The sequence below is a fragment of the Xanthomonas sp. AM6 genome (genome assembly GCF_025665335.1).
Lineage (GTDB): Bacteria > Pseudomonadota > Gammaproteobacteria > Xanthomonadales > Xanthomonadaceae > Xanthomonas_A.
Genome location: NZ_CP106869.1, coordinates 2,745,395 through 2,771,209, shown reverse-complemented (window position 1 = coordinate 2,771,209; position 25,815 = coordinate 2,745,395). Strand labels below are relative to the sequence as shown.

Below are 25,815 nucleotides of genomic sequence, written 5' to 3'. Positions count from 1 at the left end.
GCCGCCTGCTGGCGCCGGCTTGCGAGCGGAAGAGTTGCTTCCTTCGGTCGTCTTGACGACTGCGACCTAGTCCAGGAATGGCCAGGCAGCACGCATGGCACAACAATCGACCGCGCGGGTCTCATTGATCGTCTTGCACCATGGACAGAACTGGCTCGGATCAGCCAGGCGATTGGCGAACTGCCCTTGTCGGTAGCGCGACGGGTCCGCGTTGGCCCGGCATATGGCCATGGGCTTCGATCTGGTGCCTTTGGCCGCGGGCCTGCCCGTGCAGGCGATGTTCCGTAACACCGGAGCGCCGACTCGAGCGCAGACGGCCTTCGGCGCAAGCGCGTTCACATCGCGGCAGGATGATCGAAGATCAGGCACGTCGTGGTCGCGTGCGCATAGAGCTTGCCGTCCGGACCGACAATCTGGCCTTCTGCCGTCGCGACCTGGCGTCCCGCGTGCACGATTTTGCCCGTGGCGCGAACCAGCGGCACCCGGTCGGTCAGGGGCCGCACCATGTTCACCTTGAGCTCCAGCGTGGTGTAGCCCTTCCCGGCGGGGAGCGTCGAATGCACGGCGCAGCCCACCGCCGAATCGAGAAGAGTTGCATACCAGCCGCCGTGCACCGTTCCCAAGGGGTTGTAATGGCGCTTCAGCGGCCGCCCCTGGAACACCGCGATGCCCGGCTCGATGTGAATCGGAACGAAGTCGAGGGTGATGCCGATGGGGGCGGGCGGCAGCTCGCCGGCAAAGATCGCCTCGAGCACCGCCATGCCCGACCGGCCGGCGATTCCGCCGTGCGATCCGGCATCGGCGTCGCTCAGGCGGGCGCGAATGTCGCGTTCATCCGCTTCCCAACGGGCGATGGTCTGAGATGCGTCCATGTGGCTGTCTTCTTCTATGGTTGTAATTACAATTATTGTAATTACAATAAATCGCATGAAGAACGCAAGCAAGCCCCAGGGCTGCACCAACCTGAGACTGCGCCAGCTCAGCCGCATGGTGGCGCGCCGTTACGATACGCATGTCGCAAGCCTCGGATTGAAGAACACGCAGTACGCGTTGCTCCGGCACGTGGTCCAGTTGGGGCCCATCCGGCCGGGCGACCTGGCCAAGCGCATGCAGATGGACGCCTCGACCCTGACGCGCAACCTGCAACCCATGGTCGCCAAGGGCTGGGTGAAAGTGGGAGTCGGCGAAAATGCGCGCAGTCGTCTCATCGAAGCCACCGAGGCGGGGCGGGCGCTGGAAACCGAGGGGCGCCGCGGCTGGAAGGCGGCGCAGGAGGCGCTCAATGCCCGGCTGGGCATTGAGCGCGTGAACGCGCTCCACCAGTTGCTGGACGAGTGCATGCAGTGCCTGGACGATGGCGCCGAGCGCGCGGACGGCGCCTAGGCGACGTGGCAGGAGGATCTGTCGGTGCCAGCAGGCACCGACTTTCAGCTGCATGCGGCGATCTCGGTACGCCATCCATGGCCATCGATCGGCGCGCGATGCGCGATCCGGAAGCGCGCTATCAAGGGCCAAGCGTTCTGCGCCACGTCACCGGATCAGGAGGCGGTGTGCGATGGCGCGAGGTGTGTTCGGCACGCGCTCGCACGCCTTGCAGCGACAGTGCGACAGCGTTCGACCGGACCTCCGCCAGCTGCCGACGGCCGAAGGCGCCGCACGTCGTGCAACAGCGCTGCGTCACTGCGTTGCTGCCATCTGCGCGGCGTTTCGTCGAGGCCATCGTGCATGAGGTTGAGTCGGCGTCGCTGGCGGCATGGGCCCAGCCGGCGCCGCGCCGCTATTCGATCGCCTCGATGCCCTGTCGCTTGAGGTGCTCGAGATAATCCCGCATCTCCTTCAGCCGTTCGGCAGAGTGGCCCTGCCATTGCGTCACTTCGCCCCGCACGCGCAGCGGCGCCCGGGTGCGGTATGACTTCGTGGGGTTTCCAGGGAACCGCTGGTCGGTGAGGTTCGGATCGTCTTCGATGGGGCCCGTGGGTTCGACGACGTAGATCCTGCCGCGTCCGGCGCCAATGGCGAGTTCCGCGCCCCAGATCGCCGCATCCAATGTGGCGGTCAGATAAACGAAGCTGGCCTGCTTCCTCTGGCCATAGTTGGAGGCGTAACCGGGCTCGATCAGCTCGTCCAGCTTCAGATCGGCCTTGGTGCCGTGGTAGTAGGTCTGTGCATCCATCGTCGTTGCTCCGGTTCCTGCCGTATCGACAGGCCGGCGATGCTGCACGATGCGCGGGGCCTTGCCGCAAGCCCCCCTGTGTTATATAAATTCATGGTGGGGAGGCGCATGCGCCTCCCTTTTCTGTTGTGTGGCGCGGCAGGCCCGGCATGGCCCCTGACGCGCCTGGTACGGAGTCGCGCGGGCGGTCGTCAGCGCGGCGGCGGCAAGGTCGGCGAGCGGGCGGCCGGGGCGCTGCCGGTCTGGCGGTCGTAGTCGGGATGGGCGGGATCCGTCGTCCGCGGCGCGCCGCTCTTCGGGCTGGGCAGGGCGCTCTCCTGCCAGGCGCGGTGGAGCAGATCGCGCAGCATCGCCGCGCCGTCGCCGGCGGTCAGATAGACCATCTCGCGCCCTGCCTGGTTGCCGGCGCCGGTGAACGCGCCGGCCTTTTCCAGTTGATAGAGCGTCTCGACCCGGCTGGTGCCGACGTCCAGGTAGGCGAGGATCAGGTCGAACACGTCGCCCTGCTGCCTCGCCAACGCGGGCATGCGCGGCAGCAGGTCGCCGGCGCCGAGGTCGATGCGGTCCACGAACTCCGATTCGTAGCGGCCATGCACCTTCGGATCGCGCGTGTAGCCGTGCGGGTTGTCGCCCTGCCAGCCGTCGTGATGGATGCTGTCGTGCTGCGGCTGCGCGCCGTCGCCGATGTAGTGGCCGAACCAGCTCACGTAGAACGCGCAGGTACGCTCCAGTTCGCGGGTGTCCTGGCCCTTTTCGCGCAGCGCGCGGATCTGGCGCATGGTCGCGACCAGGCGCTCGTAGCCTTCCACCGCCGCGTACGCCAAGGTGCCGGTCCAACGCACGTTCATCCGCTTGGCGCGTTCCGGGTCGCGCGCGGCGATGCGCTGCTGCTCCTGGTACAGCGCGATCACGAACGCATAGCGCGAGCGCGGCGGATGCTGCATGAAGGCGAATTGCTCGCGGAACCAGCCGTGGTTCGGGTCTTCCTCGATCTTGAGGAAGGGTTCGGATTCGCTGCGCCAGCCGTCGGGAAGGGTGGCGCCGTCGGCGATGACGTCGGCGTAGGCCTGCAGGAACACCGGACCGTCGGCCGGCAGCGCCTGCAGCGCGGCGCGGTCGATCGCGGCGTGACCGCGCTGCCCCCAGGCCAGCGCGTCGGTGGAGAGCGAGCAGGCCGCGGCGAGCACGGCCCAGGCAAGGCGAGAGGGTTTCATCGAAGCTCCCTGGTCCTGCGGCCGCGCCGGTGGGCGCGGCCGCGTGCGGACCGGTCAGAAATGGTAGGTGACGACCAGCCGCGTGTTGCGCTCGAAGATCGGCCGGCCATAGATCGGTTCGCGGGTGCCCTGGCCGGAAATGGTGTCGGTGCGCGGGTTGCCTTCGGTCAGCGCGAATTCGTTGGTCAGGTTGTCGACCGCGAGCTGCAGGTCCCACGGGCCGGTGCGCGCCATCAGGTTGGCCGCCAGCGTGTGATAGGCGGCCAGCTCGGTGGTGTTCTCCAGGTCCGCGTAGCGCTTGCCGACGTAGGCGTAGCGCAGCGAGGCCTCCCAGTCCAGCGCGCCGGTGCGGAAGTACAGCGTCGGGCCGGCGTTGCCGTAGAGCTTGGGCTGGCGGTTGGGGCGGTTGCCGTCGACGTCGACCTTGGCCACCGCGCCGTTGTTCACCACCTCCGACAGGTCCGACACCTGGGTGTCGTTGTAGGTCAGGTTGGCGTCCAGGCGCAGCCAGGACGCCGGCGTCCACACCGCCGCCAGTTCGATGCCGGGGTTGGTCACGCTGCCGCGGTAGTCCTTGGACTGCGCCGCGCCGGTCACCGGATCGACCGCGCTGGTGCTGATGTTGTACGGCGCGTACTTGGTGTAGAACGCGGTGGCGAACACGTCCAGCGTGTCGAAGTCGAGCTTGGCGCCCAGTTCGTACTGCTCGGCCATCGGGATGTTGATGTTGCCGGCGTTGGCGCCTTCCGACGGCGCGCGATGCGCGCGCGACACGCGCCCGTACAGGCCGACGCTGTCGGTGAGGTCGTAGTTGAGCCCGGCGGTCCAGTTGGTCACGCCGACGTCCAGCGCGGTCGGCGTGCGCGTGCCGGTGAACACGCGCGCGGCGGCGTCGGCCAGCGTGTCGGCCATGTCCAGGTTGCCGGTCGCGCGGTCCATGCTCCAGGCACGGAAGCGATAGCGCTCGTAGCGCACGCCGCCTTCCAGGCGCAGCTTGTCGGTCACCTGCCAGGTGTCGGCGATGTACGGCGCCAGCATGCTGGTGTAGGCCTTGCCCTGGGTGCGGTCGGCGCCGTAGATCACCACGCCGTCCTTGGTGACGCCGCCGACGCGGTTGCCGGCGGCGTCGTAGGCGACCAGGTCGATCAGGCGCGGGTTCTGCCGCGTCTCGAACAGGTAGCTCTGGTAGCGCGAATCGTAGGAACGCGCGTAGTAGGCGCCGTACAGGCCGAGGGTGACGTCGTGCTTGTCGCTGCCCCAGTCGAAGGTGCGGGTCATGCGCAGGTCGTCGGCGAACGAGTCGGCGCGCACGTTCATCGCGCGGTACTGGCCCTGGATGACCAGGCCGCGGGTGCTGGCCGGATCGAACGCGCTGCCGTCGTCGGTATGGACGTAGCCGAGCGAGGCGGCGCCGGGAAAGGCGCGCGCCGCCGCGGCGAAGCGGCTGGCGGCGTAGGCCTGCGCATCCTGCGGCGCGTTGCTGGAATACAGCGCGTCGAAGGTCATGTCCAGGCGGTTGACGACGAACTTGTTGGACAGGTTCCAGCCGCTGTCGAAGGCCATGTCCAGATTCACGCCGACATTGTTGAACTTCATGTGGCGGCCGTCGGACAGGTCGCGGGTCTCGGCGAACGGCTGCCCGGCGTCGTCGCTGGCGATGATGGTGGCGCGGCGCAGTTCCGCCGTGCTCAAGGTGCCGGTGAAGCGGTCGATCAACGGATCCAGCGACACCGAGGTGTTGCGCGGGTCGTACAGCGGAATCGGCATGTAGAACGCGTTCTTGTCGTCCAGATGTTTGAACGAGAACGTTACCTTGCCGGCGTCGAATTTATGCGTGAGGTTCATGCGGAACTGCCCGCCTTCGTCGGCCGGGAAATCCACGTCGCGGTAGCCGTCGTTGCGGCGGACGAAGCCGCCGGCGGCTAGGTAGGTGTCCTTGCCGACCGGGCCGGCCCAGTAGCCGTCCAGCCGGTACAGGCCGGTATCGCCGACGGTGGTGCGCACCGCGCCCTCGGGCGTGTCGCTGCCCTGCCGGGTGACGAAGTTGATGATCGCCGCGGCGTTGGACGCGAACACCGGCGAGGGTCCGCCGCGCACCGTCTCCACCGATTCGGTCATCAGGTCCGGGCGCACCAGGCCTTCGGTCTTGTAGAAGTAGCCGTTGTTGTCCGGATACGGGGAAATGCCGTCTTCCTGGATCACGGTGAACGAGCCTTCGTCCGGGATGCCGCGGATGCGGTAGACGTTCTGCACTTCGCCGCCGGTGGATTCGGCGTAGATGCCGGGCATGGTGCCGACCAGGCTGGCCAGGCTGAGCGGGGCCAGCTTGTCGATCTGCTCTGCGCTCAGCGAAGTGATGGCGTAGGACGCCTCGAACTGGCTCTGCGCCTGGCCGGTGCCGGTGACGATGAGCTTGTCCATCGAGAAGATGCCGTCGTCGCCCTTGCGGCCGGACGGTTGCGTGGCGTCTTGCGCGCTGCCCTCGGTTTGGGCCGCAGGCGCGGGTCGCGTGGCCGGCGGGGCGTCCTGGGCGGCGGCGTGCGTGGCGGCCAGCATCAGGGCGACGCCGATGGCGGCAGCCAGCGGCTGCCGCAGCGAAAACAGGGAATCGGCGGGCGCGATTCGGACACGCTTGGACATCATGTGCGGTGTGTTCCAGGGGGAGGGGAGAACACAGCGCAGTGTGTTGTCGGCACGTTGCAAGGCCGTTGCATTGTGTCCGTCGCTGCAACATTCGCGATGGCATTGCTGCGCGGCGCACGATCACAGGCCCGCAGGCCGGGGTTGGTTCCGCCACGCCGGCAGCTCTTCGCTGCGCACCGCGCAGACGAAAAAACCCGCCTCGCGGGCGGGTTTTTCGTTGTGCGCCTCTTGCGGGAGACGTGCGTTGCGCGGCTCAGCGCGGCAGGTCGAACAGCAGGAATTCCGTGTCCTGCGCATCGGCGAAATGCAGCTGCGCCTCGTCCACGGCCTGCGCCGCGTCGCCGGCCTGCAATGCCTGGCCATTGACCGTCAGCGCGCCGCGGATGACCTGCACGTAGGCGCCGCGCCCGCTGGCCAGCGGATAGTCGACGCGCTCCTCGCCGTCCAGGATCGCCGCATAGATGCGTGCATCCTGGTGGATCCGCACCGCGCCGTCCTCGCCCTGCGGCGCGGCGATCAGGCGCAGCTGGCCGCGCTTGGTCTCCGGCGCGAAGTGCTTTTCCTCGTAGCCCGGCTCGATCCCGGCGCGCTCCGGCAGCAGCCAGATCTGCAGGAAGTGCACCGGTTCGCTGGCCGAGTGGTTGAACTCGCTGTGGGTGACCCCGGAGCCGGCGCTCATGCGCTGCACGTCGCCGTAGCGCAGCACCGAGCCGTTGCCCATGCTGTCCTTGTGCTCCAGCGCGCCGTCGAGCACGTAGGACAGGATCTCCATGTTGCTGTGCGCATGGGTGCCGAAGCCCTGGCCCGGCTGCACGCGGTCCTCGTTGATCACCCGCAGCGGGCCGAAGCCCATGTAGCGCGGGTCGTGGTAGTGGCCGAAGGAGAAGGTGTGGCGCGAGGACAGCCAGCCGTGCTCGGCGCGGCCGCGGGTGGCGCTGGGGCGGATCTGCAGCATGAGAAGCTCCTGGTAGTGGCGGAATGTGCAAGTGGATCGATAAGCAGGGCGGCGGCGCGATTCGGTTGATTTCGTGGCTGCCTTGCGGTGAGGACAAGTATCCGCACTGGTCTCGGGTTTGAAAAACGGATAGATTCGGTCCCTATCATCGAAAAATTCGAATGCTCAAGATCAGCCTCGACGCGCTGCAGATCATCGACGCCATCGACCGCCGCGGCTCGTTCTCGGCGGCCGGCAAGGCGCTGTACAAGGTGCCCTCGACGATCTCCTACACGGTTGCCAAGCTGGAGGAGGACCTGGGCGTGCAGCTGTTCGCGCGGCTGGGGCCGAAGGTGGCGCTTACCGCGGCCGGGGCCGAGCTGCTGCGCGAGGGGCGGCATCTGTTGCGCGCGGCCAGCGATCTGGAGCTGCGCGTGCGCCGCGTCGCCTCCGGCTGGGAGACCGAGTTCGCGCTGGGCCTGGATTCGGTGTTCGCGCCGGACTGCCTGGCCGAGGACGTGGCCGCGTTCTACGCGGTCGCCGACCAGACCCGGCTGCGGATCGTGCAGGAGTCGCTGTCCGGCACCTGGGAGGCGCTGCTGGACCGGCGCGTGGACCTGCTGGTTGGCGCGGCCGGGGAGGGGCCCAGCGGCGGCGGCTATGTCGCCGAGCCGTTCGGCAGCTTGCCGTTCGTGTTCGTGGTCGCGCCCACCCATCCGCTGGCGCAGGCGGCCGAACCGCTCGGCCGCAGCCAGCTGGCCGAACACCGCGCGGTCGCGGTCGCCGATTCGGCGCGGCGGCTGCTGCCGCGCACGGTCGGGCTGCTGTTCGGCCAGGACACGCTGACCGTGCCGGACATGCCGAGCAAGTACCGCTTGCAGCTGGCCGGACTCGGCTTCGGCTTCCTGCCCGAGCCCTACGCGCGGGCGGCGCTGGCGCGCGGTGCGCTGGTGTGCAAGCAGGTCGAGGAGCCGAAACCGGACGAGGTGTTCCAGCTGGCGTGGCGCAGCGGCGAGGAAGGCGCGGCGCTGGTCTGGTGGCGCGCGCGCATGCGCCAGCCCGGGGTGTTCGAGGCGTGGCTGGCGCGGTTGCAATCGCGCCTGGAGTGACGGCGTGCCGGATGGGCGGGTCTGTTCCGCCGGTGATGCGCTGGCGCACGCGCCGGGCGCCGATGCCGGGAGGATAATGGCGCATCCCTTCTTCTCCCCGGCGCGGGCATGGCCATGCAGGAACTGATCGCGCGTTACGGCCTGGGCCTGGTCTTCGTCAATGTGCTGGCGTTGTCGCTGGGCCTGCCGGTGCCGGCCTTGCCGACCCTGATCCTGGTCGGTGCGACCTATGCGCTGCTCGACGGCAGCGCGGTCTGGAGCAGCCTGCTGGCCGCATTGTCGGTGTCGATCGTAGCCAGCCTGATCGGCGACCTGGTCTGGTTCGGCGCCGGCCGCCGCTACGGCAACCGCACGCTGCAGTCGCTGTGCCGCCTGTCGCTGTCGCGCGATACCTGCATGAAGCGGACCGAGCGCTTCTACACCCGCTGGGGCGTGCGCGTGCTGGCGGTGGCCAAGTTCGTGCCCGGCCTGTCGATGGTGTCGGTGCCGATGGCCGGGGCGATGCGGGCGCGCCCGGGCGCGTTCCTGCGCTACGACGCGCTGGGCGCGGCGCTGTGGGCCGGCTGCGGCCTGCTGCTCGGTCTGGCGTTCGCCGACCAGGTGGAGGACGTGCTGGACTGGTTGAGCCTGCTCGGCACGCGCGCGGTGCTGCTGCTGGCGGGCCTGTTGGCGCTGTACGTCGGCTATCGCGCGTGGCGCCGGCATGCGCTGCTCAAGTCGATGGAGACGCTGCGCATCGACGTGGACGAGTTGTACGCGCTGATGCAGGGCGAGGCCACGCCGGTGCTGCTGGACATCCGCGCGCCGGGCTACCGCGCGCTCGAGCCGTATGCGATTCCCGGTGCGATGGAAGTGGACGATCGCCGCATCGACGCCATCGTCGCGGCACTGCCGCGCGATCGCAAGATCGTCATTTACTGCGCCTGTCCGAATGAAGTCTCGGCGGCGGTGCTGGCCGCGCGCCTGCGCCAGCATCACTACGAGGACGTGGTGCCACTGCGCGGCGGCCTGGATGCGTGGCGCGCGGCAGGCTATGCGGTGATCGAGCTGGACGGCGGCGCGGCGGCAGCGCAGGCGCCCGACATCGGCGGCAAGGTCGCCGCGTAAGGCGGCGCATGTGCGCGTTCCGCACGGAATGGCAGCCCAGGGTCGCGCGTCGGCGCCTCGTGTCGGCGTCGGTCGCGTCGGTCGGTTGCGTCGTGAAGGCGAATTCCAAGGTGTCGCAGCCAGAAGCCGGCCCGCGCCGAGGGCATCGTCGATCCAGCATCAGGCGACGGGTGCCGATCCGAGGTGGCCGCCCACCGGCGGCCTCGCACCACGCGGTTTCCGGTGCGCTATGGCGCTGCCCGTTCGACGGTCACGTGCTCGAAGATCAGATTGTCGTCGATCCGCCAGATCTTCAACGTGTGGGGGCCCGCCGCGACGTTGGCGAACGTGTGCTCAAGCGTCTGCGCATTGTCCTGCACGGCGTCGTACCAGGCTTGCTGCTCCGGGGTCGTGGCTCCGCCACCGGTCGCAGCGAGGCGCGAAATGAGGATCTGGACGTCGCCATCGTCCAGCGAAACGCCAAGCCGCACTCCCTCGGCATCCAGCGTGTCCAAGGTCGGCGCCAGTCGAACGGCCACATGGACGGGGCCGGCGCTGGACGTCGAAATGTCATAGCCGAGCCACATCTTGTCCGCCGCCGATGTCGCCGGCCGCCCCTGCGGCCAGGCAATGACGGCCTCGCCGCGGCCTAGGCCGGGGATCGTCTTCCAGGCCAATCCCGCGCCCTGGGCGGCACTGTCGAACTTGCTTGCCGGAATCATTCTGGCGTGCCGCGGCGGCTTTGCGGGATGGCCGAAGACGACTTTCTCCGCCAGCTTGTGCGCAGGGGTGTCCGCCGAGACGCGGACGATGCTGGGCATGGTCTGCTGGGTCGGATCGTTCCAGATCACGTAGCTCATATGGACCTGGTTCATCATGCCGGCCCATTTGCCGCCGCCAAGCGTGTGATAACGCGCTGTCAATTCGGCGTCGCGCCTGAAGGTCGCTTCGACGATGTCGGCGAAGTGATTGGCGCGCGCGTCGTTGCGGGAAGCAAGCCTGCGATTCCATGCGGTGGCGTAGTACATCTCGTAGAGATTGGAGAGCGCGAGCGTCGGATACTCGATGAGCTGGAAGTAGGCGTCGCGCTGGTCCGGCCGCAGGCGCGCCTTGATCGCTTCCGTCTGCTTCGCCAGGGCGCGCCAGTCATCGACCAGTGCGCCGAATTCACCGCCGTCCAGGACGGGTCCAGCGCCTTCGCCGAGGGCGAATGTGTCCTGATCGATCAATTCGGGTTTGCGGCGCGAGGCATAGGTTCCGTAGGTGCCGAGCAGTTGGCCGATGTCGGGGCCGACCTCCGCGCCAAAGGTTTCGGTCGCCCACCGGCGCGGGAACGCTTCGAGCGCTTCGGGTGTCATCGCCTCGGGGTTCCAGGCCATGCGCATGAAGAACGACAGCGGGTATTCCATCGGCTTGATGTCGCCGACGTTGACGATCCAGAGGTTCCTGGCCCCGCGCTGATAGGCCAGGTCCATCTGCTGCCAGACCTTGGCGACCTGGTTCGTGTTGATCCATTTGTAGTTGCGCGGAACGCCGACGTAGTCGAAGTGGTAGTAGACGCCGTACCCGCCGGCGCGATCCAGGCGATCCTTGCCGGGAACGGGCAGCCGGCGGATCTGTCCCCAGTTGTCGTCGGAGAACAGGAGCGTCACGTCGTCGGGCACGCGCATGCCGTGGTCGTAATAGTCGAGCACTTCCTTGTAGAGCGCCCAGACCTGAGGGGTCTTCTCCGCCGGCCTTCCGGTGACATCGGCGATGATGGCGCGCTGGTCCGCGACGACCTTCTCCAGCAACTGGGTCGCGGCGCCCTCGGCCATCGGTTCGTCGCCATCGCCACGCATGCCTACGGTGATCAGGCTCTCGTAGCCGACGCCGTCGCCCTTGGACATCATCCGTTCGATGCCGCCGCGCCAGAACGCGCGCAGGTTCTCGGCGTTCGTGGCGTAGTCCCACCGGCCGCCGGTGACGCCCTTGTCGGTATTGCGATGCCATTCGTCCTGCGCCCTGGTCATCGGCTCGTGATGGGAGCTGCCCATCACCACCCCCATCTCGTCGGCGAGCACCTTGTTGTCCGGGTCGTCGTCGTTGAACGCCTTGGGCGCCCACATGGCCGGCCAGAGGTAGTTTCCCTTCAGCCGCAGCATCAACTCGAATACGTGCGCATAAGCCTTGGAATTGGGACCGCCGAATTTGGCCTTCGCCCAGCCGCTGAACGCCGGATCCTCGTCATTGATGAAGAAACCGCGGTATCTCACCCGCGGATGGTCGCCGCGGGCGCCTGCGGTGAGATAGAGCGCCGGCTTCTGCGTCACCGGCACGTCGGCCCACCAGACCCAGGGCGAGATGCCGATCCGTTCGGACAGGTCGTAGGCGCCGTAGACCGCGCCGCGCCGATCGGCACCGACGATCAGCAGCGCCCGGCGGATGCCCGGCGTGGGCCGGTCGACCACGAGCTGGCGAAAGCCTTCCCACTCACCGGCGAGATCGCCGAGCTCGAGTTTGCCGCTTTCGACGAGTCCGTCGATGACTGCGCTCTTGCCCAGCACGCCGAGGATGACGGTCGGGCCTCGGCCTTCGGAGAGCGTCGTCAATCTGGACGGCTCGCGTCCACTGACGCGCTCCAGGTCGCCGCGCAGGCTCTCGGCGGCGTGGCGCACCGCGGGGTCGGCTTCGGCGTCGATGTAGATGGTGGCGGGAACGCCGCGCTCGATCAGTGCGAAACCACCCGGGCGTCCAGTCGTGCACACGCTGACGGGATCAACGCAGGCCATCGCCGGCGAACCGAATGCCAGCAGCATCAGGGTGGCGACGATCGCGCGCGTGGTACGGCCCGCGCCTGCAATCATCGCGCCTTGCGGATCTGCCGAAGATCCGGCCGGCTTGAACCTCTTGATCGCGTCCACAGTTGCCACCCGCGCCCTCGCTGGTTACGGTTGCCCACTTGTGGCGATGAAGCTGCCGCCACTGTCGGCCGGGTGGGCAGCGAACACCAGCGATGCTGCGATGTCCTGCCGAGTCGACCGTGTCGCACACATCGCTACAGGCACGATGGTAGCGCAATCATTCCGGTAGGGCTTTAGGAGTCCGGCAAGGAACGACACTCGAGCGGGACGTACATCGGCCTGCGTCGCCGTGCGGGCCTGGCAAGGAAGCGCAACGTCCGGCACGCGCGCAAAAAAAACGACAAACCGGGTTTGTCGTTTTATGTCTGACTGGTGCGCCCGGAGAGATTCGAACTCCCGACCGCCTGGTTCGTAGCCAGGTACTCTATCCAACTGAGCTACGGGCGCGTCGTCAGGCGCGGGATTATTCCCGAGTTCTGCCGATCCGTCTACACCGACGTTCAGAAAGGGCGGCTGGATTGCGCGCAGCGCATCGAGCGGATGCAGGCAATGGCCGGCGGACAGGCAAAAAAAAACGACAAACCGAGTTTGTCGTTTTTCATCTGACTGGTGCGCCCGGAGAGATTCGAACTCCCGACCGCCTGGTTCGTAGCCAGGTACTCTATCCAACTGAGCTACGGGCGCGTCGTCAGGAGCGGAATTATTACCGAGTCGCCCGGACCCGTCAATGCCCCGCGCGGAAAAATTTCATTCCGTGGGGCCGAGCAGGGCCTGCGCGACCGCCGCCGGCCGCTTCATCCAGGCGAAATGGTCGGCGGTGGTGCCCAGTTGCGCCGCGTCCAGCGACCGCACCTCGAACGCGCGCGGCGCCAGCTTGCGCACGAAGGCGCGCAGCGAGGTCTCAGGCGCCATCCAGTCCTCGCGCAGCAGCACGCCGCGCACCGGTGCGGTCACGTGCGCCAACAGCGCTTCCAGGTCCTGCGCCATGCCGGCGGCCGCATAGCGACTGCTCAGGCCCACGCGCGTCCAGTCCGCGATCAGGCCGCGCGCCTCGGTGCCGCCGAAACCCAGCCGGCGCCCGTGCAGCACGCCCTGGCGCTGCGCCAGCCATGCCAGGAAGCGGTACGCCAGCGGCAGCAGATAGCGGCGCGGCGCGGCGAAATGGCGCCAGTACGGCGTGCCGCTGGCGACCAGCCACAGGTGCGCGAAGGCCTGCGGATGCAGCGCGGCGTAGCAGCAGGCCAGCTGCCCGCCGAGGCTGTGGCCGCCGATGGTCAGCGGCAGCGCGCCGTGCTGCGCAGCCGCCGCGTGGCTGGCCGGCAGGTCCTCGCACAGCAGCTGCCGGTAGCCCCAGTCGCGCTCGCGCGAGGGACGCAGCGTGCTGCTGCCGTTGCCGCGCCATTCGTGCAGGAACACGGCCACGCCCCGCGCGGCCAGCGCCTCGGCCAGCGGCAGGTAGTGGCGCGCGGCCACACCGAGCGCGGGCAGCCACAGCAGCGCCTGGCGCGGCGCGGCGGGAATGCGCGCCAGCACGCTCCAGCGGTGGCCGTCGCCGGCGCTGGCCGGCAGCGCATCGCCCGCCACCGGTTGCGCGCTCATGCGCTGCGCGCCGCGCCGAAGTGGTCCAGGACCACCACCTCGCCGCGGCCGGGGCGGTAGCCGCCCTGCAGCGCGCGGGCGACGTAGTCGATCGCCGCCTCGCAGGCGACCGGCAGCGCCAGGCCCTGGCACAGCTGCGCGGCGATCGCCGAGGCGAGGGTGCAGCCGGTGCCGTGCGCCTGCAGCGCCAGCCGCGCATGGCTGAATTCGCTGCGGCTGACGCCGTCGTCGTAGCGGTCGATCACCCGGGGGCCCTCGGCCAGGTGGCCGCCCTTGAGCAGCACCGCCTGCGCGCCGGCCTCCAGCAGCGCGGCGGTGGCGTGCTCGGCGTCGTCGGCGTTCTCGATCGGGCGGCCCAGCAGCAACTGCGCTTCCGGCGTGTTCGGGGTGACCAGCGTCGCCAGCGGCAGCAGGCGGCTGCGCAGCGCATCCAGCGCGTCGTCCTCGAGCAGCTTGGCGCCGCTGGTCGCGACCATCACCGGGTCCAGCACCACGAACGGCGGGCGGTATTCCTCCAGCGCATCGGCGACCAGGTGGATCACCGCGGCATTGGCGAGCATGCCGAGCTTGACCGCGGCGATGTCGAAATCGGCGAAGCAGGCGTCGATCTGCGCGCGCAGGAACGCCAGCGGCGGCACGTGCACCGCGCTGACCCCGCGGGTGTGCTGCGCGGTCAGCGCGGCGACCGCCGACAGGCCGTGCACGCGGTGCGCGGCGAAGGTCTTCAGGTCGGCCTGGATGCCGGCGCCGCCGCCCGAGTCGGTGCCGGCGATGCTGAGGGCGGAGACGACGGTGGGTTCGCTCATGCGCCGATTGTGCAGCGTCGGCCGCGGCTTGGCGACCGCGCGGTCAGCGTTGCCGGCGCCGGTAGTGGGCCTGCAGCGCATAGAGGGTGCCGACCAGGCCGGTCAACAGCGCCGGCGCCAGCAGCGCATCGAAGCCGACCCGGCGGTAGGCCCAGGCGCCGAGCACGCCGCCGAGCAGGAAGCCGCCTATGATCAGCAGGCTCAGGCGGATGCGCCGGCGCGGCAGCGGCAGCCCGCGCAGCGCCTGGCCCAGGCCGATGCCCAGGTCGGTGAACATGCCGGTCAGGTGGGTGGTGCGCACCACCGCGCCGCTGTAGGTGGTGGTCATCGCGTTCTGCAGGCCGCAGGCGGTGGCGGCGAACAGCGCGCCGACCAGCTGTTGCTGCTTGAACGCCTGCATCGCCGCGAGCAGCAGCAGCGCCTCCAGCGCCAGCGCCACGCCGTAGCGGCGGCCCAGGCGCAGCCGGCTGTCCTGCACCACGATGCCGCTGAGCACCGCGCCGCCGAGGAAGGCCAGCACCACGCCGAGCAGGTTGCCGATCACGCGCACGTCGCCATCGGCCAGTGCCGCGCCGAGCAGGGTGGTGGTGCCGGTCAGGTGGGTCACCGCCTGGTGCTCGAAGCCCAGGTAGCCGACCACGTTGACCATGCCGGCGACGCCGGCCAGCGCGCCGGCGAACGCCCAGGCCCAGCGCGGCAGCTCGAAGTTCATGCGCCGGCGCAGCGCCCGTGCGCGGCGCGCCACGGGTAGGACGGAAGCCGCCGGCGCATGCGCGGCGGCCTATTTCGCGCCGTTGGCGGCGATCTCGGAAAAGCTGCCGCTGGCCGGGTCGAACACCGCGCCCCAGAAGCCGCTGCCGCCGCCGCACACGCGCACCGCGTCGACGCTGGGGTCCAGTTCGCTGTCGTCGTGCGGCTTGAACGCGTTGACGTAGATCGCCTGCTTGCCGCGGTAGAGGATGCCGACGTACTGGCGATCGTAGCTGGCCGGTTCGGCGATGCTCGGCTGCAGCTGCGCCAGCCGCGCTTCCAGTTGCGCGATCTGCTCCACGGTCGGCACCCAGTAGCCGCTCACCGCGCCGTCGTGGCGCGCCGGGCTGTCGCGCGAACAGGTGTCGAGCACCTGCGCGGCGGTGCTGTTGCGGGTGACGATCCACGACTGCCCGGCCTTGATCGCGGTCGGCACGCTGGCCGGCCCGCGCGCGGTGGTGGCGCACGCGCCGAGCAGCGCCAGCGCCAGCGCCGCGCCGCCCAGACGCGTGGCGGCGGCGCTCACAGCACCTCCGAGGCGTAGTCGGCCAGGCGCGAGCGCTCGCCGCGGCGCAGGGTCACGTGCGCGCTGTGCGGCCAGGCCTTGAAGCGGTCCACCGCGTAGGTCAGGCCCGAGGTGGTCTCGGTCAGGTACGGCGTGTCGATCTGCTCGACGTTGCCCAGGCACACGATCTTGGTGCCGGGGCCGGCGCGGGTGATCAGCGTCTTCATCTGCTTGGGGGTCAGGTTCTGCGCTTCGTCCAGGATCAGGTAGCGCGACAGGAAGGTGCGCCCGCGCATGAAGTTCATCGAACGGATCTTGATCCGGCTGGCGAGCAGGTCGTTGGTCGCCGCGCGGCCCCAGGCGCCGCCTTCCTGGTTGTGGGTGAGCACTTCCAGGTTGTCGGTCAGCGCGCCCATCCACGGCGTCATCTTCTCTTCCTCGGTGCCGGGCAGGAAGCCGATGTCCTCGCCGACGCTGACCGTGGCGCGGGTCATGATGATCTCGCGGTAGCGCTGCTGGTCCATGGTCTGCGCCAGGCCCGCGGCCAGCGCCAGCAGGGTCTTGCCGGTGCCGGCGGTGCCGAGCAGGGTGACGAAGTCGATCTCCGGGTCCATCAGCGCGTTGAGCGCGAAGTTCTGCTCGCGGTTGCGCGCGGCGATGCCCCACACCGCGTGCTGGCCGCTGCGGAAATCGTCGACCAGCGCCAGCGTCGCCTTGCGCTCGCCGCTGACCTTGACCACGCGCAGTTCCACCTCGTCGTCGCCGGGCAGGTACAGGTACTGGTTCGGGTACCAGTCCTCGTCCTCGGCCAGGGCGATCTCGTAGCAGGTGCGGCCCTTGTCGCTCCAGCTGCGCAGGTCCTGGTTGTGCTTCTGCCAGAAATCCTCCGGCAGCTCGATCGCGCCGGTGTACAGCAGGCTGAAATCGTCCAGCGCGCGGTCGTTCTCGTAGTCCTCGGCGACCAAGCCGCTGATCGCCGCCTTGATCCGCAGGTTGATGTCCTTGGACACCAGGATCACCGGCGTTTCCGGGCCGTCCTCGCGCAGCGCCAGCACCGCGGCCAGGATCTTGTTGTCCGGCGCCACGGTGCCGAAGCTGCGCCCGGGCTCGACCGGGCGGGTCTGGAAGTACAGCCGGCCGATGCTGCCGCTGCTCTTGAGCTGGATGCCCTGCGGATGGCTGAGCGGGATGCCCGACTCGATCTGCTCGGCGCCGGCACCTTCGATCAGCTCGTTGAGGAAGCGGCTGACCTGGCGCGCGTTGCGGCTGACCTCGGACATGCCCTTCTTGGCGTTGTCCAGCTCCTCGATCACCTGCATCGGCAGGAACACGTCGTGTTCCTCGAACTTGAACAGCGCGGTCGGATCGTGCATCAGCACGTTGGTATCCAGCACGTAGATGCGCTTGCCTCGGGTCATCGTGGATTCCTGGGAAAGGGACAGGGACAGACCATCACCGCCTGCGCAGGGCAGGGGGATGCGGCGTTGGGGAAGCGCGAATGATCACTGCTGGGCGGCGGCCTGCAGTGCGTCGAACACGGCCTGGGCGTGGCCGGGAACCTTGACCTTGCGCCAGCTGCGCAGCAGCCGGCCCGCGGGCGAGATCAGGAAGGTGCTGCGTTCGATGCCGAGCACCTGGCGGCCGTACATGTTCTTTTCCTTGATCACGTCGAATGCGCGGCACAGCGCCTCGTCGGCATCGCTGACCAGCGGGAAGCGGAAGCCCTGCTTGGCGCAGAAATTGTCGTGCGATTTCAGCGAATCGCGCGAGACGCCGAGCACGGCGGCGTTGGCCTGCTCGAACTGCGGCAGCAGCGCGTTGAAGTCGATGCCCTCGGTGGTGCAGCCCGGAGTGCTGTCCTTGGGGTAGAAATACAGCACCAGCCAGCGGCCGGCGTAGTCGCCGAGCGTGGCGCTGGCGCCGCCGGACAGCGCCAGCGGCAATGCCAGCGTGGTGCGGTCCAGGGTGTCGCCGTCCTTCATCGGGTGTCCTCCGCGTGCATCGCCATCATCTGCGTTCGCGTGCGTCGATGTCCAGCCCGGCTCAGAACTTCATCGGGTCCATGATCGCGTCCAGGTTCAGGTGGTCGCAGAATTCGAGGAAGTCGTCGCGCAGCGCGGCGATGTGCATGTTCGCCGGCACCCCGATCGTCACCTGCGCCGAGAACATCTCCGCGCCGGTCTGCATCGCCCGGTAGCGCGTGCTCTGCAGGTTCTCGATGGTGATGCCCTGGCGGTCGAAGAAGTCCGCCAGCTGGAACAGGATGCCCGGTTTGTCGGCGGCGATGACCTCGACGATGTAGGGCAGCAGGTTCGATTGCGCCTGCTTGGCGCCGGTGCGGTACCACACCAGCTTCATGCCTTCCTCGCGGTCGAGCCGGGTCAGCATGGCTTCCAGCTTGGCCACCGCGTCCCACGAGCCGGTCGCCAGCGCGGTCACCGACACGTCGCGGCCGACCGTGGCCAGGCGCGCATCGACCAGATTGCAGCCGCTGTCGGCAATGCGCCGCGTCACCGGCAACAGCGGCGACTCCGGATGCGTCGTGTAGGCGTTGATCAGGAGGTGGTTTTCGGTCGGCGCGGGCCGGGGCGTGGTGTCTGTCAAAGGGGCTTCCGGCATTGCGTAAGGCTGAACGGCGTCCGGGCGGTCGCTCGGTGCAGTGTGCAGCATACTTGCCCGCGCTTTCGGGCCGCAAGTAACATGCGGGACGAATCCCGTCCGTGCAGGCCGCACGCGGCCCTTTCCCACAGCGAGCATCCGGCATCTTGTCCCTCTCCGGCATCATCACCGCCCTGGCCACGCCCTTCCAGGGCAATGGCGACCTCGACCTCGACGCCTGGCAGCGGCTGCTCAAACGGCAGCTGGACGGCGGCGTGCAGGGCGTGGTGGTGGCGGGATCGACCGGCGAGGCGGCCACGCTGCTGGACGACGAGTACGACCTGATCCTGCGCGAAGCGGCGCAGACGCTGGCCGGCCGCGTGCCGCTGCTGGCCGGCACCGGCCTGTCCGGCACCGCCAAGACCGTCGCGCTGACCCGCCGCGCCGCCGCCAACGGCGCCCAGTACGCGCTGGTGGTGACGCCGCCCTACGTGCGCCCGACCCAGGCCGGGCTGCTCGCGCATTACCTGGAGGTGGCCGAGCACGGCGGCCTGCCGGTGGTGCTGTACAACGTGCCCGGGCGCACCGGCTGCGACCTGCTGCCGGAAACGGTGGCGCAGTTGGCGCGGCATCCGAACATCGTCGGCATCAAGGAAGCCAACAGCGATCCGCAGCGCATCGCTGCGCTGCTGGCGCTGCGCAGCGAGCGCTTCGCCGTGCTCAGCGGCGACGACGGCAGCGCCGCGCAGGCGATGCTGAGCGGCTACGACGGGCTGATCTCGGTCGGCTCCAACGCCTTGCCGGCCGCCTACCGGCGCCTGTGCGACCTGGCGCGGGCGCGCCAGGCCGAGCCGGCGCAGGCCTGGGACGCGCGGCTGCAGCCGTTCCATGCCTTCTGCGGCATCGAATCCAACCCGATCCCGGTCAAGGCGCTGCTGCAGCGCGCCGGCATCGGCCAGGGCCTGCGGCTGCCGTTGCTGCCGCTGTCCGCGGCGCACCACGCCACGGCCGACCGTCTCGCCGCCGACGCAGCCGCGTTGGAAGAACTATCCAGCCGCGAAACGCTCGCGGCCTGACCTCAGGAGATTTATCGATGCGTGCTTCCGTTCCCTACGTCCGCGTGCTGTCGGCCGCCGTGCTGGCGACCACCATGGTCGCGGCCACCAGCGGTTGCAGCTGGTTCCACAAGGGTAAGCCGCGCGGCGACTATGCGATGGCCCCGGAGATGCGTCCGCTGGAAGTGCCGCCGGACCTGACCGCGCCGGATACCTCGGCGGCGATGAAGGTGCCGGCGCTGGCCTCCGCTGCGCAGCGTCCCGCCGCCAGCGCCGCGCCGGGCCAGGCACCGGCGGCGTCGAGCAGCGGCTTCGTGGTGCCGGGCGCGCGCGACCAGGTGTTCGGCCAGGTCGGCGACGCGCTGGGCGGCATCGAGGGCGTGACCATCGCCAGCCGCGCGCAGGTGCTGGGCTCCTACGACGTGGCCTACGAGGGCAGCAACTTCCTGGTCCGCGTGGTCGCGGTGGACGCCGGGGTGTACGTGTCGGCGGTCGACCCGCGCGGCATGCCGGCCAACGGCGACGCGCCGGTCAAGCTGATCGCGGCGCTGAAGGCCAAGCTCGGGCATTGAACCAATATCGCCCGCCAGTGTTCGCGCTGGCCGTTGCGACGAGAGAAAACGGGCGCCGCAGGGCGCCCGTTTTCGTTTGGGCGGGGTGGTGTGGGGCTTGTGGGAGTCGGAGTCTTCGATCCGACTGCAGTTCGGCGGTGGTCGCCACTTGTGGGAGCGCCTTCAGTCGCGACGGGCGTTATCGGTGAAGCCCGTCGCGACTGAAGTCGCTCCTACAACGTGTTCGTGGGTTGCAAGGCTTCCGAGCAAAACGTTGCAGCGTCGGTGCGGCAGCGCCACGTGGCGGGCCGTTACCGGCGAAAGGTGCCAGCGGACGACGTACGGGCGGCCCGACGTGTACGGATTCGTGCGTCGCGAGCGCCAGCCTGCCTTCCGCTTCACCCAGGAACGAGGCGCGCCCGGGCTACTTCCGCCACCGCCGCGGCGCCGCCACGCACCCGCTGCCTACTTCAGCAGCAGCGGCAGCTTGTTCGGCTTGCCGTCCCAGTCGGCGGCGTCGGGCAGCGGTTCCTGGCGCGTGGTCAGCACCGGCCAGGCCTTGGCCAGTTCGGCGTTGAGCGCGACGAAGGCTTCCTGGCCGGCGGGCACGTCGTCCTCGGGGTAGATCGCGTTGGCCGGGCACTCCGGCTCGCACAGGGTGCAGTCGATGCACTCGTCCGGATCGATCACCAGGAAGTTGGGGCCGGCGTGGAAGCAATCCACGGGGCACACTTCCACGCAGTCGGTGTATTTGCACTTGATGCAGTTTTCGGTGACGACAAAAGGCATGGTTCGATCCGGCGAGTAACCGCGCAATTCTAAAGCAGTCGGCGCCGGCGCGTGGAGAATGCGCATCGGCGCCGCCGCAGGTGGGTGCATCCGGGCGCCGGTTGCGCGGCCGTGTCGCCCGGCGCCGGCCGCGCCGGGCTCAGTCGCCGATGCCGCCGTGGCGTTGCGCCAGCCGGTACAGGCCGCGCGCGGCCAGGTCTTCGGGATGGGTGCGGGCCTGGCTGCCCAGGGCGCGCAGCGCATGCGCGTAGCGGTCCAGCAGGCCGCTGCCGCCGATCAGGTGCACGTGCGGCGCCAGCGGCAGGTGCGCGCGCAGTTCGTGGCCGATCAACAGGCCGGACAGGTAGGACGGCGCGGCGGCCGCGCTCAGCCGCTCGAACAGGCCCAGGCTGCGCACGCCGAACAGGTGGTGCAGCAGGCCGCCGGGTGCGGCGCTGCGCTGCAGTCCGGCATCGAAGCCGGCAGCATCGAACTGCGCGTCGTCGGCGTCCATCAGGCGCGCCAGCAGGCTGTGCCGGCGCAGCAGCGCGTACAGCTCGCCGGTCATGGTCGTCGCCAGGGTGGCGATGCGGCCGTGTTCCAGCGCGACCCATTTGCTGTGGGTGCCGGGCAGGCACACGCTGTGGCGGCCCGGGTCCTGCGCCAGCACGTCGAGCAGGCCGATCAATTGGGTCTCCTCGCCGCGCATCACGTCCGGCACCGCCTCGGCGTCGCAGGCCACGCCCGGCACGAACCACAGCGTGCGCCCGGGCAGCGCCGGATCCTGCAGCGGCTGCATCGCCGCGGCGAGCGCGTCGGCGTCGGCCGGGCAGGGCACGTACGGCAGTTCGCGCCAGCCGTTGCGGCTGCCGATCATCCCGCACAGCACCACGTCGCCGGGCCAGCCCTCGACCAGCGCCGCCAGGGTCGCGGCGAAGCGGCCCTGGCAGGCGCCGATGCCCTGGTCGCTGCGGCGTTGCTCGAGCACGCGGCCATCGGCCGCGAGCCGGTAGCCGCGCAGGCTGCTGGTGCCCCAATCGACGGCGATCATGCGCTGGCGATGCGCCCTTCGGGCAGGCCGGCGACGCCGACCGCGGCCACGAACAGGCCGCCTGCCTGCGGGGTGCGCGCCAGTTCGTCGTCGGCGTGGTCCATGCGCGAAGTGCTCAGGTACAGCGTGCGGCCGTCGGCGCCGCCCAGCGCGGGGCAGGTGGGATGCCTGACCGGCAGCGCGACGCTGCGCTCGACGCTGCCGTCGGGCCGGTAGCGCACCACGCGCCAGGCGCGCCATTGCGCGTTCCACAGGTGGCCTTCGGCATCGATGATGGCGCCGTCGGGTTCGGCATCGGGGTGATCGAGCTCGGCGAACACGCGGCTGTTGCCGGTCTGCGCGTTGGCCGCGTCGTAATCGCAGCACAGGATCTGTGGGCGCACCGAGTCGCAGTAGTACATGGTGCGGCCGTCGGCGCTGAAGCAGATCGCGTTGGGGATGGCCACGCCGGGCAGCGGCAGGCGGCGCAGGCCGTGGCGCGTGGACCATTGGTAGAAGCTGCCCACCGGGGCCTGGTCGGCGCGTTCGCTCATGGTGCCGAACACGAAGTTGCCGTGGCGGTCGGCGCGGCCGTCGTTGCTGCGGGTGTCGTCGCGCTCCGGCTCCAGGTCGGCGAGCTTGTGCAGCGGCAGTTCGTCCGCGTCGGCGGGGCCGGCGTCGGGATCGGCGGCGTACACGCCCTTGGCCAGCGCCAGCAGCAGGCGGCCGTCGTCGTACAGGCCCAGGCAGCCGGGGCGGTCGGGCAGGGTCCAGTGGCGGGTGGCGCCGCTGGCCGGATCGTGCCGCCACAGCTGGCGCCCGTCGATGTCGACCCAGAACAGCACCTGCCGGCGCTCGCACCAGACCACGCCTTCGCCGTGGGTGCAGCGGCTGTCCACCGCCAGCGTGGCGGTGTGCGCGGGCGCTTGCGCAGCGCTCATCGGCTCCTCTTCATGGCTCACCATTCGGCGATGCTGCCGTCGGCGTGGCGCCAGACCGGGTTGTGCCAGTCGGGCGGGTTCTGGTTGGCATGGCGCAGGCGCTCCTCGTCGATTTCCACGCCCAGGCCCGGCTTGGGCAGCGCGGCGATACTGCCGCCATTGTCGCAGGCGAAGTCTTCCTTGTTGATCACGTAGTCGAGCAGGTCGGCGCCTTCGTTGTAGTGGATGCCGATGCTCTGTTCCTGCAGCACCGCATTGTGCGAGACGAAATCGACCTGCAGGCAGGCGGCCAGCGCGACCGGGCCGAGCGGGCAGTGCGGGGCCAGGCCGACGTCGTAGGCGTCGGCCATGCTGGCGATCTTCAGGCATTCGGTGATGCCGCCGGCATGCGACAGGTCCGGCTGCAGCAGCGACAGGCCGCCGGCCTGCAGCACCGGCTTGAAGTCGAAGCGCGAGAACATGCGTTCGCCGGCGGCCAGCGGGATCGGCGTGGCGGCGGCCAGGCGCGGATAGTATTCGGCCAGTTCCGGCAGCACCGGTTCCTCGACGAACAGCGGCTTGAACGGTTCCAGTTCGCGCAGCAGCACGCGCGCCATCGGCGCGGAGACGCGGCCGTGGAAATCGATGCCGAAGTCGATGCTGGTGCCGAACGCCTCGCGGATCTGCGCGACCTTGGCCACCGCCGCGTCGACCGCGCGCGGCCCGTCGATCAGCTTCATCTCCTCGGTGCCGTTGAACTTGAAGGTGTCGAAGCCCAGCTCGCGGTAGCCCTGGATCTGCGCGATGGTGGCCGACGGGCGGTCGCCGCCGACCCAGCGGTAGGTCTTCATGCGATCGCGCACCAGCCCGCCGAGCAGTTCGTACACCGGCACGCCCAGCGCCTTGCCCTTGATGTCCCACAGCGCCTGGTCGATGCCGGCGATGGCGCTCATCAGGATCGGCCCGCCGCGGTAGAAGCCGCTGCGGTACAGCAGTTGCCAGATGTCGTTGATCCGCGCCGGGTCCTTGCCGATCAGGTAGCCACCCAGTTCGTGCACCGCGGCGTCGACGCTGCGCGCGCGGCCTTCGATGACCGGCTCGCCCCAGCCGGTGATGCCCTCGTCGGTTTCGATCTTCAGGAACAGCCAGCGCGGCGCGGCATGGTAGGTGGTGAGGCGAACGATCTTCATGCGTGGTCCAAGTAGGCTTGGCGGAAGGCGGCGGCCTGCGCCTGGGTCTGCGCGAGCGCCTGGCCGGGCCGGTACAGTTCGCCGCCGATGCCGGCGCCGATCGCGCCGGCGGCCAGGTAGTCGCGCAGGGTGTCGGCGCTGACGCCGCCGACCACGAACAGCGGCACCGCCGCCGGCAGCACCGCGCGCAGCGCGCGCAGGTGGCCGGGGCCGTAGGTGGCGGCGGGGAACAGTTTGAGCATCTGCGCGCCGGCATCGAGCGCGTCGAAGGCCTCGGTGGCGGTGGCGAAGCCGGCCACCACCTGCATGCCGCGCGCGACCGCGTGGCGGATCACCGGCGGGCGCGTGTTCGGGGTGACGATGAAGCGCGCGCCGAGGTCGGCGAGGGTGTCCACGTCGGCGATGTTCAGCACCGTGCCGCCGCCGATCCAGCAGCGCTGGCCGAACGCCTGCGCGGCCGCGCCGATGCTGTCCTGCCAGCGCGGCGAGTTGAGCGGGATCTCGATCGCGTCGTAGCCGGCCGCGGCCAGCGCGCCGACATGCTCCAGCGCCGCGTCGGGGGTGATGCCGCGCAGGATCGCGATCAGGGGGAGCTGGAACGGGGAAACGGCGGGCATCGGCTTACCTGGCTGCGGGCGTGGAGCGGAAGGCGTCCACCGCGACGTCGCCATCGCGCGGCCGCAATGGCGCGCAGCGGAGCGGCCGTCCCGGTGGCGACGAACTGGCGGGCGCCATCGGCCGTTGCGCTGGTCGATCGTCCTGCTCATCTACGCTGGCGCGGCGCGCCGGCGCCTTCACGAGGCGGGTGTAGCGGTGGGACGGCGTCGCGGCCGGAGTCGCGACTGGTCGATAGCCTGCGCGTGTGAGATATGCTCGGCAAATGAAATTTTAGACATATGCTATTCCGGTGGTGAATACGCATCTTCCCCCTCAGGATCCCGCCCCGCTATGACCGCTTCCGCCAATCCCTGGTTCAACGCCGCACGCCTGAAGACCCGGCATCTGTTGCTGCTGCTGCAGCTGCACGAGCACCGCTCGGTGCTGCGCGCCGCCGAGGCGGCGAGCATGACCCAGCCGGCGGCGTCCAAGCTGCTGGCGGAAATGGAGGACCTGCTCGGGGTCAAGCTGTTCGAGCGGCACGCGCGCGGGGTGGAGCCGACCTGGTACGGGCAGGTGCTGATCCGCCGCGCGCGCTCGGCGATGTCGGAGATCGGCCGCGCGCAGGAGGAGATCGCGGCGCTGCGCGAGGGGCGGATGGGTCAGGTCTCGATCGGCACCGTGGTCAACCCGGGCACCAACCTGGTGCCGCAGGCGATCGCCGAGGTCAAGCGCGAGTTCCCCGGCATCCTGGTGCGGGTGGAGATGGACTACAGCCGGCCGCTGGTGGCCAAGCTGCTGGACGGCCAGCTCGACATCGTGATCGGGCGCATCCTCGGCCCGCACGGCGGCGACGAGCTGGAGTTCGAGCCGCTGGCCGACGAGCCGCATTCGGCGGTGGCGCGCGCCGGGCACCCGCTGTCGGCGCGCGCCGACCTGCGCCATGCCGACCTGGCGCGCTACGGCTGGGTGCTGCCGCCGGTGGACAGCGTGCTGCGCGCGCGGCTGGACGCGATGTTCCTGGAACACGGCGTGCCGACCCCGCAGAACGTCATCGAGACCTCGTCGCTGCCGGTGATGACCAGCCTGCTGCGCGGCAGCGACTGCCTGGCGGCGCTGCCGGCCGACGCGGTGGCGCCGTACGTGCAGGCCAAGCTGCTGACCGTGCTGCCGATCGCGCTGGGGGTGCGGATGGAGTCGTTCGGCATCATCCGCCGCCGCGACTACATGCTGCCGCCCGGCGCCGAACGCATCCTGCTCGCGCTGCGCAATGCGGCCAAGCGGCTGTATCCGGAGCGTGCGGCGGGTTGAGCGGCGTTGCGCGACGGGTCGTCCGCCGCGGCCGAAGGCAGCGATCGTTGGACCGCTTGCTGCCAGGAACGCCGTCCATTGGCAGGCACGATGGCCGGCATCGGGGATCAGACACAGCAACCGCGGCGTAATG

The 25,815-nt window shown here is 69.6% G+C and carries 24 protein-coding genes and 2 tRNA genes; 6 read left to right on the top strand and 20 right to left on the bottom strand.

Annotated features, from left to right (window positions below):
- Positions 1-335: 335 nt before the first annotated feature.
- Positions 336-872 carry a PaaI family thioesterase gene (locus OCJ37_RS11585; RefSeq protein ID WP_263109566.1) on the bottom strand — a complete coding sequence of 179 codons (537 nt, stop codon included), beginning with the start codon at positions 870-872 and terminating at the stop codon, positions 336-338.
- Between the two features lie 55 nt (positions 873-927).
- Between OCJ37_RS11585 and OCJ37_RS11580 the strand changes: the two genes are divergently transcribed.
- The gene (locus tag OCJ37_RS11580; protein WP_263109565.1) at positions 928-1,383 is read left to right on the top strand and encodes a MarR family winged helix-turn-helix transcriptional regulator; all 456 of its coding nucleotides are present in this window, start codon (positions 928-930) and stop codon (positions 1,381-1,383) included.
- Between the two features lie 394 nt (positions 1,384-1,777).
- Here the strand turns inward: OCJ37_RS11580 and arr are convergent, their stop codons facing one another.
- From arr to OCJ37_RS11560, 4 genes are all read right to left on the bottom strand, one after another.
- Complete coding sequence (arr, locus tag OCJ37_RS11575; protein WP_263109564.1) at positions 1,778-2,173, bottom strand: NAD(+)--rifampin ADP-ribosyltransferase; 396 nt, start codon at positions 2,171-2,173, stop codon at positions 1,778-1,780.
- 191 nt (positions 2,174-2,364) lie between these two features.
- Positions 2,365-3,387, bottom strand: a complete 1,023-nt coding sequence (locus OCJ37_RS11570) for a nuclease (protein ID WP_263109563.1) — start codon at positions 3,385-3,387, stop codon at positions 2,365-2,367.
- 54 nt (positions 3,388-3,441) lie between these two features.
- Positions 3,442-6,030, bottom strand: a complete 2,589-nt coding sequence (locus OCJ37_RS11565; RefSeq protein WP_263109562.1) for a TonB-dependent receptor — start codon at positions 6,028-6,030, stop codon at positions 3,442-3,444.
- Between the two features lie 253 nt (positions 6,031-6,283).
- Complete coding sequence (locus OCJ37_RS11560) at positions 6,284-6,985, bottom strand: pirin family protein (RefSeq protein WP_263109561.1); 702 nt, start codon at positions 6,983-6,985, stop codon at positions 6,284-6,286.
- A 161-nt stretch (positions 6,986-7,146) separates the two neighbouring features.
- Here OCJ37_RS11560 and OCJ37_RS11555 point away from each other — a divergent pair, with 161 nt between their 5' ends.
- Positions 7,147-8,073 carry a LysR substrate-binding domain-containing protein gene (locus OCJ37_RS11555; protein ID WP_263109560.1) on the top strand — a complete coding sequence of 309 codons (927 nt, stop codon included), beginning with the start codon at positions 7,147-7,149 and terminating at the stop codon, positions 8,071-8,073.
- 114 nt (positions 8,074-8,187) lie between these two features.
- The gene (locus OCJ37_RS11550) at positions 8,188-9,180 is read left to right on the top strand and encodes a DedA family protein/thiosulfate sulfurtransferase GlpE (RefSeq protein ID WP_263113663.1); all 993 of its coding nucleotides are present in this window, start codon (positions 8,188-8,190) and stop codon (positions 9,178-9,180) included.
- 227 nt (positions 9,181-9,407) lie between these two features.
- On the opposite strand, the gene OCJ37_RS11545 is transcribed toward OCJ37_RS11550, so the two are convergent.
- The 10 genes from OCJ37_RS11545 to OCJ37_RS11500 all read right to left on the bottom strand — a co-directional run bounded on the left by OCJ37_RS11545 (position 9,408) and on the right by OCJ37_RS11500 (position 18,281).
- The gene (locus OCJ37_RS11545; protein ID WP_263113662.1) at positions 9,408-11,930 is read right to left on the bottom strand and encodes a glycosyl hydrolase 115 family protein; all 2,523 of its coding nucleotides are present in this window, start codon (positions 11,928-11,930) and stop codon (positions 9,408-9,410) included.
- Positions 11,931-12,372: 442 nt separating this feature from the next.
- Positions 12,373-12,449, bottom strand: a tRNA-Arg gene (locus tag OCJ37_RS11540).
- A gap of 160 nt (positions 12,450-12,609) precedes the next feature.
- Positions 12,610-12,686, bottom strand: a tRNA-Arg gene (locus OCJ37_RS11535).
- Between the two features lie 63 nt (positions 12,687-12,749).
- Positions 12,750-13,601, bottom strand: coding sequence for an alpha/beta hydrolase family protein (locus OCJ37_RS11530; protein WP_263109558.1), 852 nt, complete (start codon positions 13,599-13,601; stop codon positions 12,750-12,752).
- Entirely contained in the window at positions 13,598-14,407 is an 810-nt protein-coding gene (thiD, locus tag OCJ37_RS11525; protein WP_263109556.1) for a bifunctional hydroxymethylpyrimidine kinase/phosphomethylpyrimidine kinase, read from the bottom strand. Before thiD ends, OCJ37_RS11530 begins: the two co-directional genes overlap by 4 nt.
- A 43-nt stretch (positions 14,408-14,450) precedes the next feature.
- The gene (locus tag OCJ37_RS11520) at positions 14,451-15,119 is read right to left on the bottom strand and encodes a YoaK family protein (protein WP_263109555.1); all 669 of its coding nucleotides are present in this window, start codon (positions 15,117-15,119) and stop codon (positions 14,451-14,453) included.
- Positions 15,120-15,188: 69 nt separating this feature from the next.
- On the bottom strand, positions 15,189-15,683 hold the full coding sequence (locus OCJ37_RS11515) for a hypothetical protein (protein WP_263109554.1): 495 nt from the start codon (positions 15,681-15,683) through the stop codon (positions 15,189-15,191).
- A complete protein-coding gene (locus OCJ37_RS11510; protein WP_263109553.1) occupies positions 15,680-17,080 on the bottom strand; it encodes a PhoH family protein in 1,401 nt (466 codons plus the stop codon). Before OCJ37_RS11510 ends, OCJ37_RS11515 begins: the two co-directional genes overlap by 4 nt.
- A gap of 84 nt (positions 17,081-17,164) precedes the next feature.
- A complete protein-coding gene (locus tag OCJ37_RS11505; protein WP_263109552.1) occupies positions 17,165-17,644 on the bottom strand; it encodes a peroxiredoxin in 480 nt (159 codons plus the stop codon).
- A gap of 61 nt (positions 17,645-17,705) precedes the next feature.
- A complete protein-coding gene (locus OCJ37_RS11500) occupies positions 17,706-18,281 on the bottom strand; it encodes a glycine cleavage system transcriptional repressor (RefSeq protein ID WP_003475101.1) in 576 nt (191 codons plus the stop codon).
- Positions 18,282-18,427: 146 nt separating this feature from the next.
- Between OCJ37_RS11500 and dapA the strand changes: the two genes are divergently transcribed.
- Together dapA and OCJ37_RS11490 are read left to right on the top strand one after the other, a co-directional pair.
- Complete coding sequence (dapA, locus tag OCJ37_RS11495) at positions 18,428-19,336, top strand: 4-hydroxy-tetrahydrodipicolinate synthase (protein ID WP_263109550.1); 909 nt, start codon at positions 18,428-18,430, stop codon at positions 19,334-19,336.
- Between the two features lie 17 nt (positions 19,337-19,353).
- The gene (locus OCJ37_RS11490; protein WP_263109549.1) at positions 19,354-19,887 is read left to right on the top strand and encodes a hypothetical protein; all 534 of its coding nucleotides are present in this window, start codon (positions 19,354-19,356) and stop codon (positions 19,885-19,887) included.
- 444 nt (positions 19,888-20,331) lie between these two features.
- Here the strand turns inward: OCJ37_RS11490 and fdxA are convergent, their stop codons facing one another.
- From fdxA to OCJ37_RS11465, 5 genes are all read right to left on the bottom strand, one after another.
- Positions 20,332-20,655: a ferredoxin FdxA gene (gene fdxA, locus OCJ37_RS11485; protein ID WP_263109548.1), complete on the bottom strand. Its 324-nt coding sequence runs from the start codon at positions 20,653-20,655 to the stop codon at positions 20,332-20,334.
- Between the two features lie 139 nt (positions 20,656-20,794).
- Positions 20,795-21,685 (bottom strand): 2-dehydro-3-deoxygalactonokinase, encoded by an 891-nt coding sequence (locus OCJ37_RS11480; RefSeq protein ID WP_263109547.1) that lies wholly within the window; start codon positions 21,683-21,685, stop codon positions 20,795-20,797.
- Positions 21,682-22,605 (bottom strand): SMP-30/gluconolactonase/LRE family protein, encoded by a 924-nt coding sequence (locus tag OCJ37_RS11475; protein ID WP_263109546.1) that lies wholly within the window; start codon positions 22,603-22,605, stop codon positions 21,682-21,684. The genes OCJ37_RS11480 and OCJ37_RS11475 overlap by 4 nt, the downstream gene beginning before the upstream one ends.
- 17 nt (positions 22,606-22,622) lie before the next feature.
- Positions 22,623-23,774 carry a galactonate dehydratase gene (dgoD, locus tag OCJ37_RS11470; protein WP_263109544.1) on the bottom strand — a complete coding sequence of 384 codons (1,152 nt, stop codon included), beginning with the start codon at positions 23,772-23,774 and terminating at the stop codon, positions 22,623-22,625.
- The gene (locus tag OCJ37_RS11465) at positions 23,771-24,391 is read right to left on the bottom strand and encodes a 2-dehydro-3-deoxy-6-phosphogalactonate aldolase (RefSeq protein ID WP_263109543.1); all 621 of its coding nucleotides are present in this window, start codon (positions 24,389-24,391) and stop codon (positions 23,771-23,773) included. Before OCJ37_RS11465 ends, dgoD begins: the two co-directional genes overlap by 4 nt.
- 331 nt (positions 24,392-24,722) lie before the next feature.
- Between OCJ37_RS11465 and OCJ37_RS11460 the strand changes: the two genes are divergently transcribed.
- Positions 24,723-25,682, top strand: coding sequence for a LysR substrate-binding domain-containing protein (locus tag OCJ37_RS11460; protein ID WP_263109541.1), 960 nt, complete (start codon positions 24,723-24,725; stop codon positions 25,680-25,682).
- The last annotated feature ends 133 nt before the right edge of the window (positions 25,683-25,815 follow it).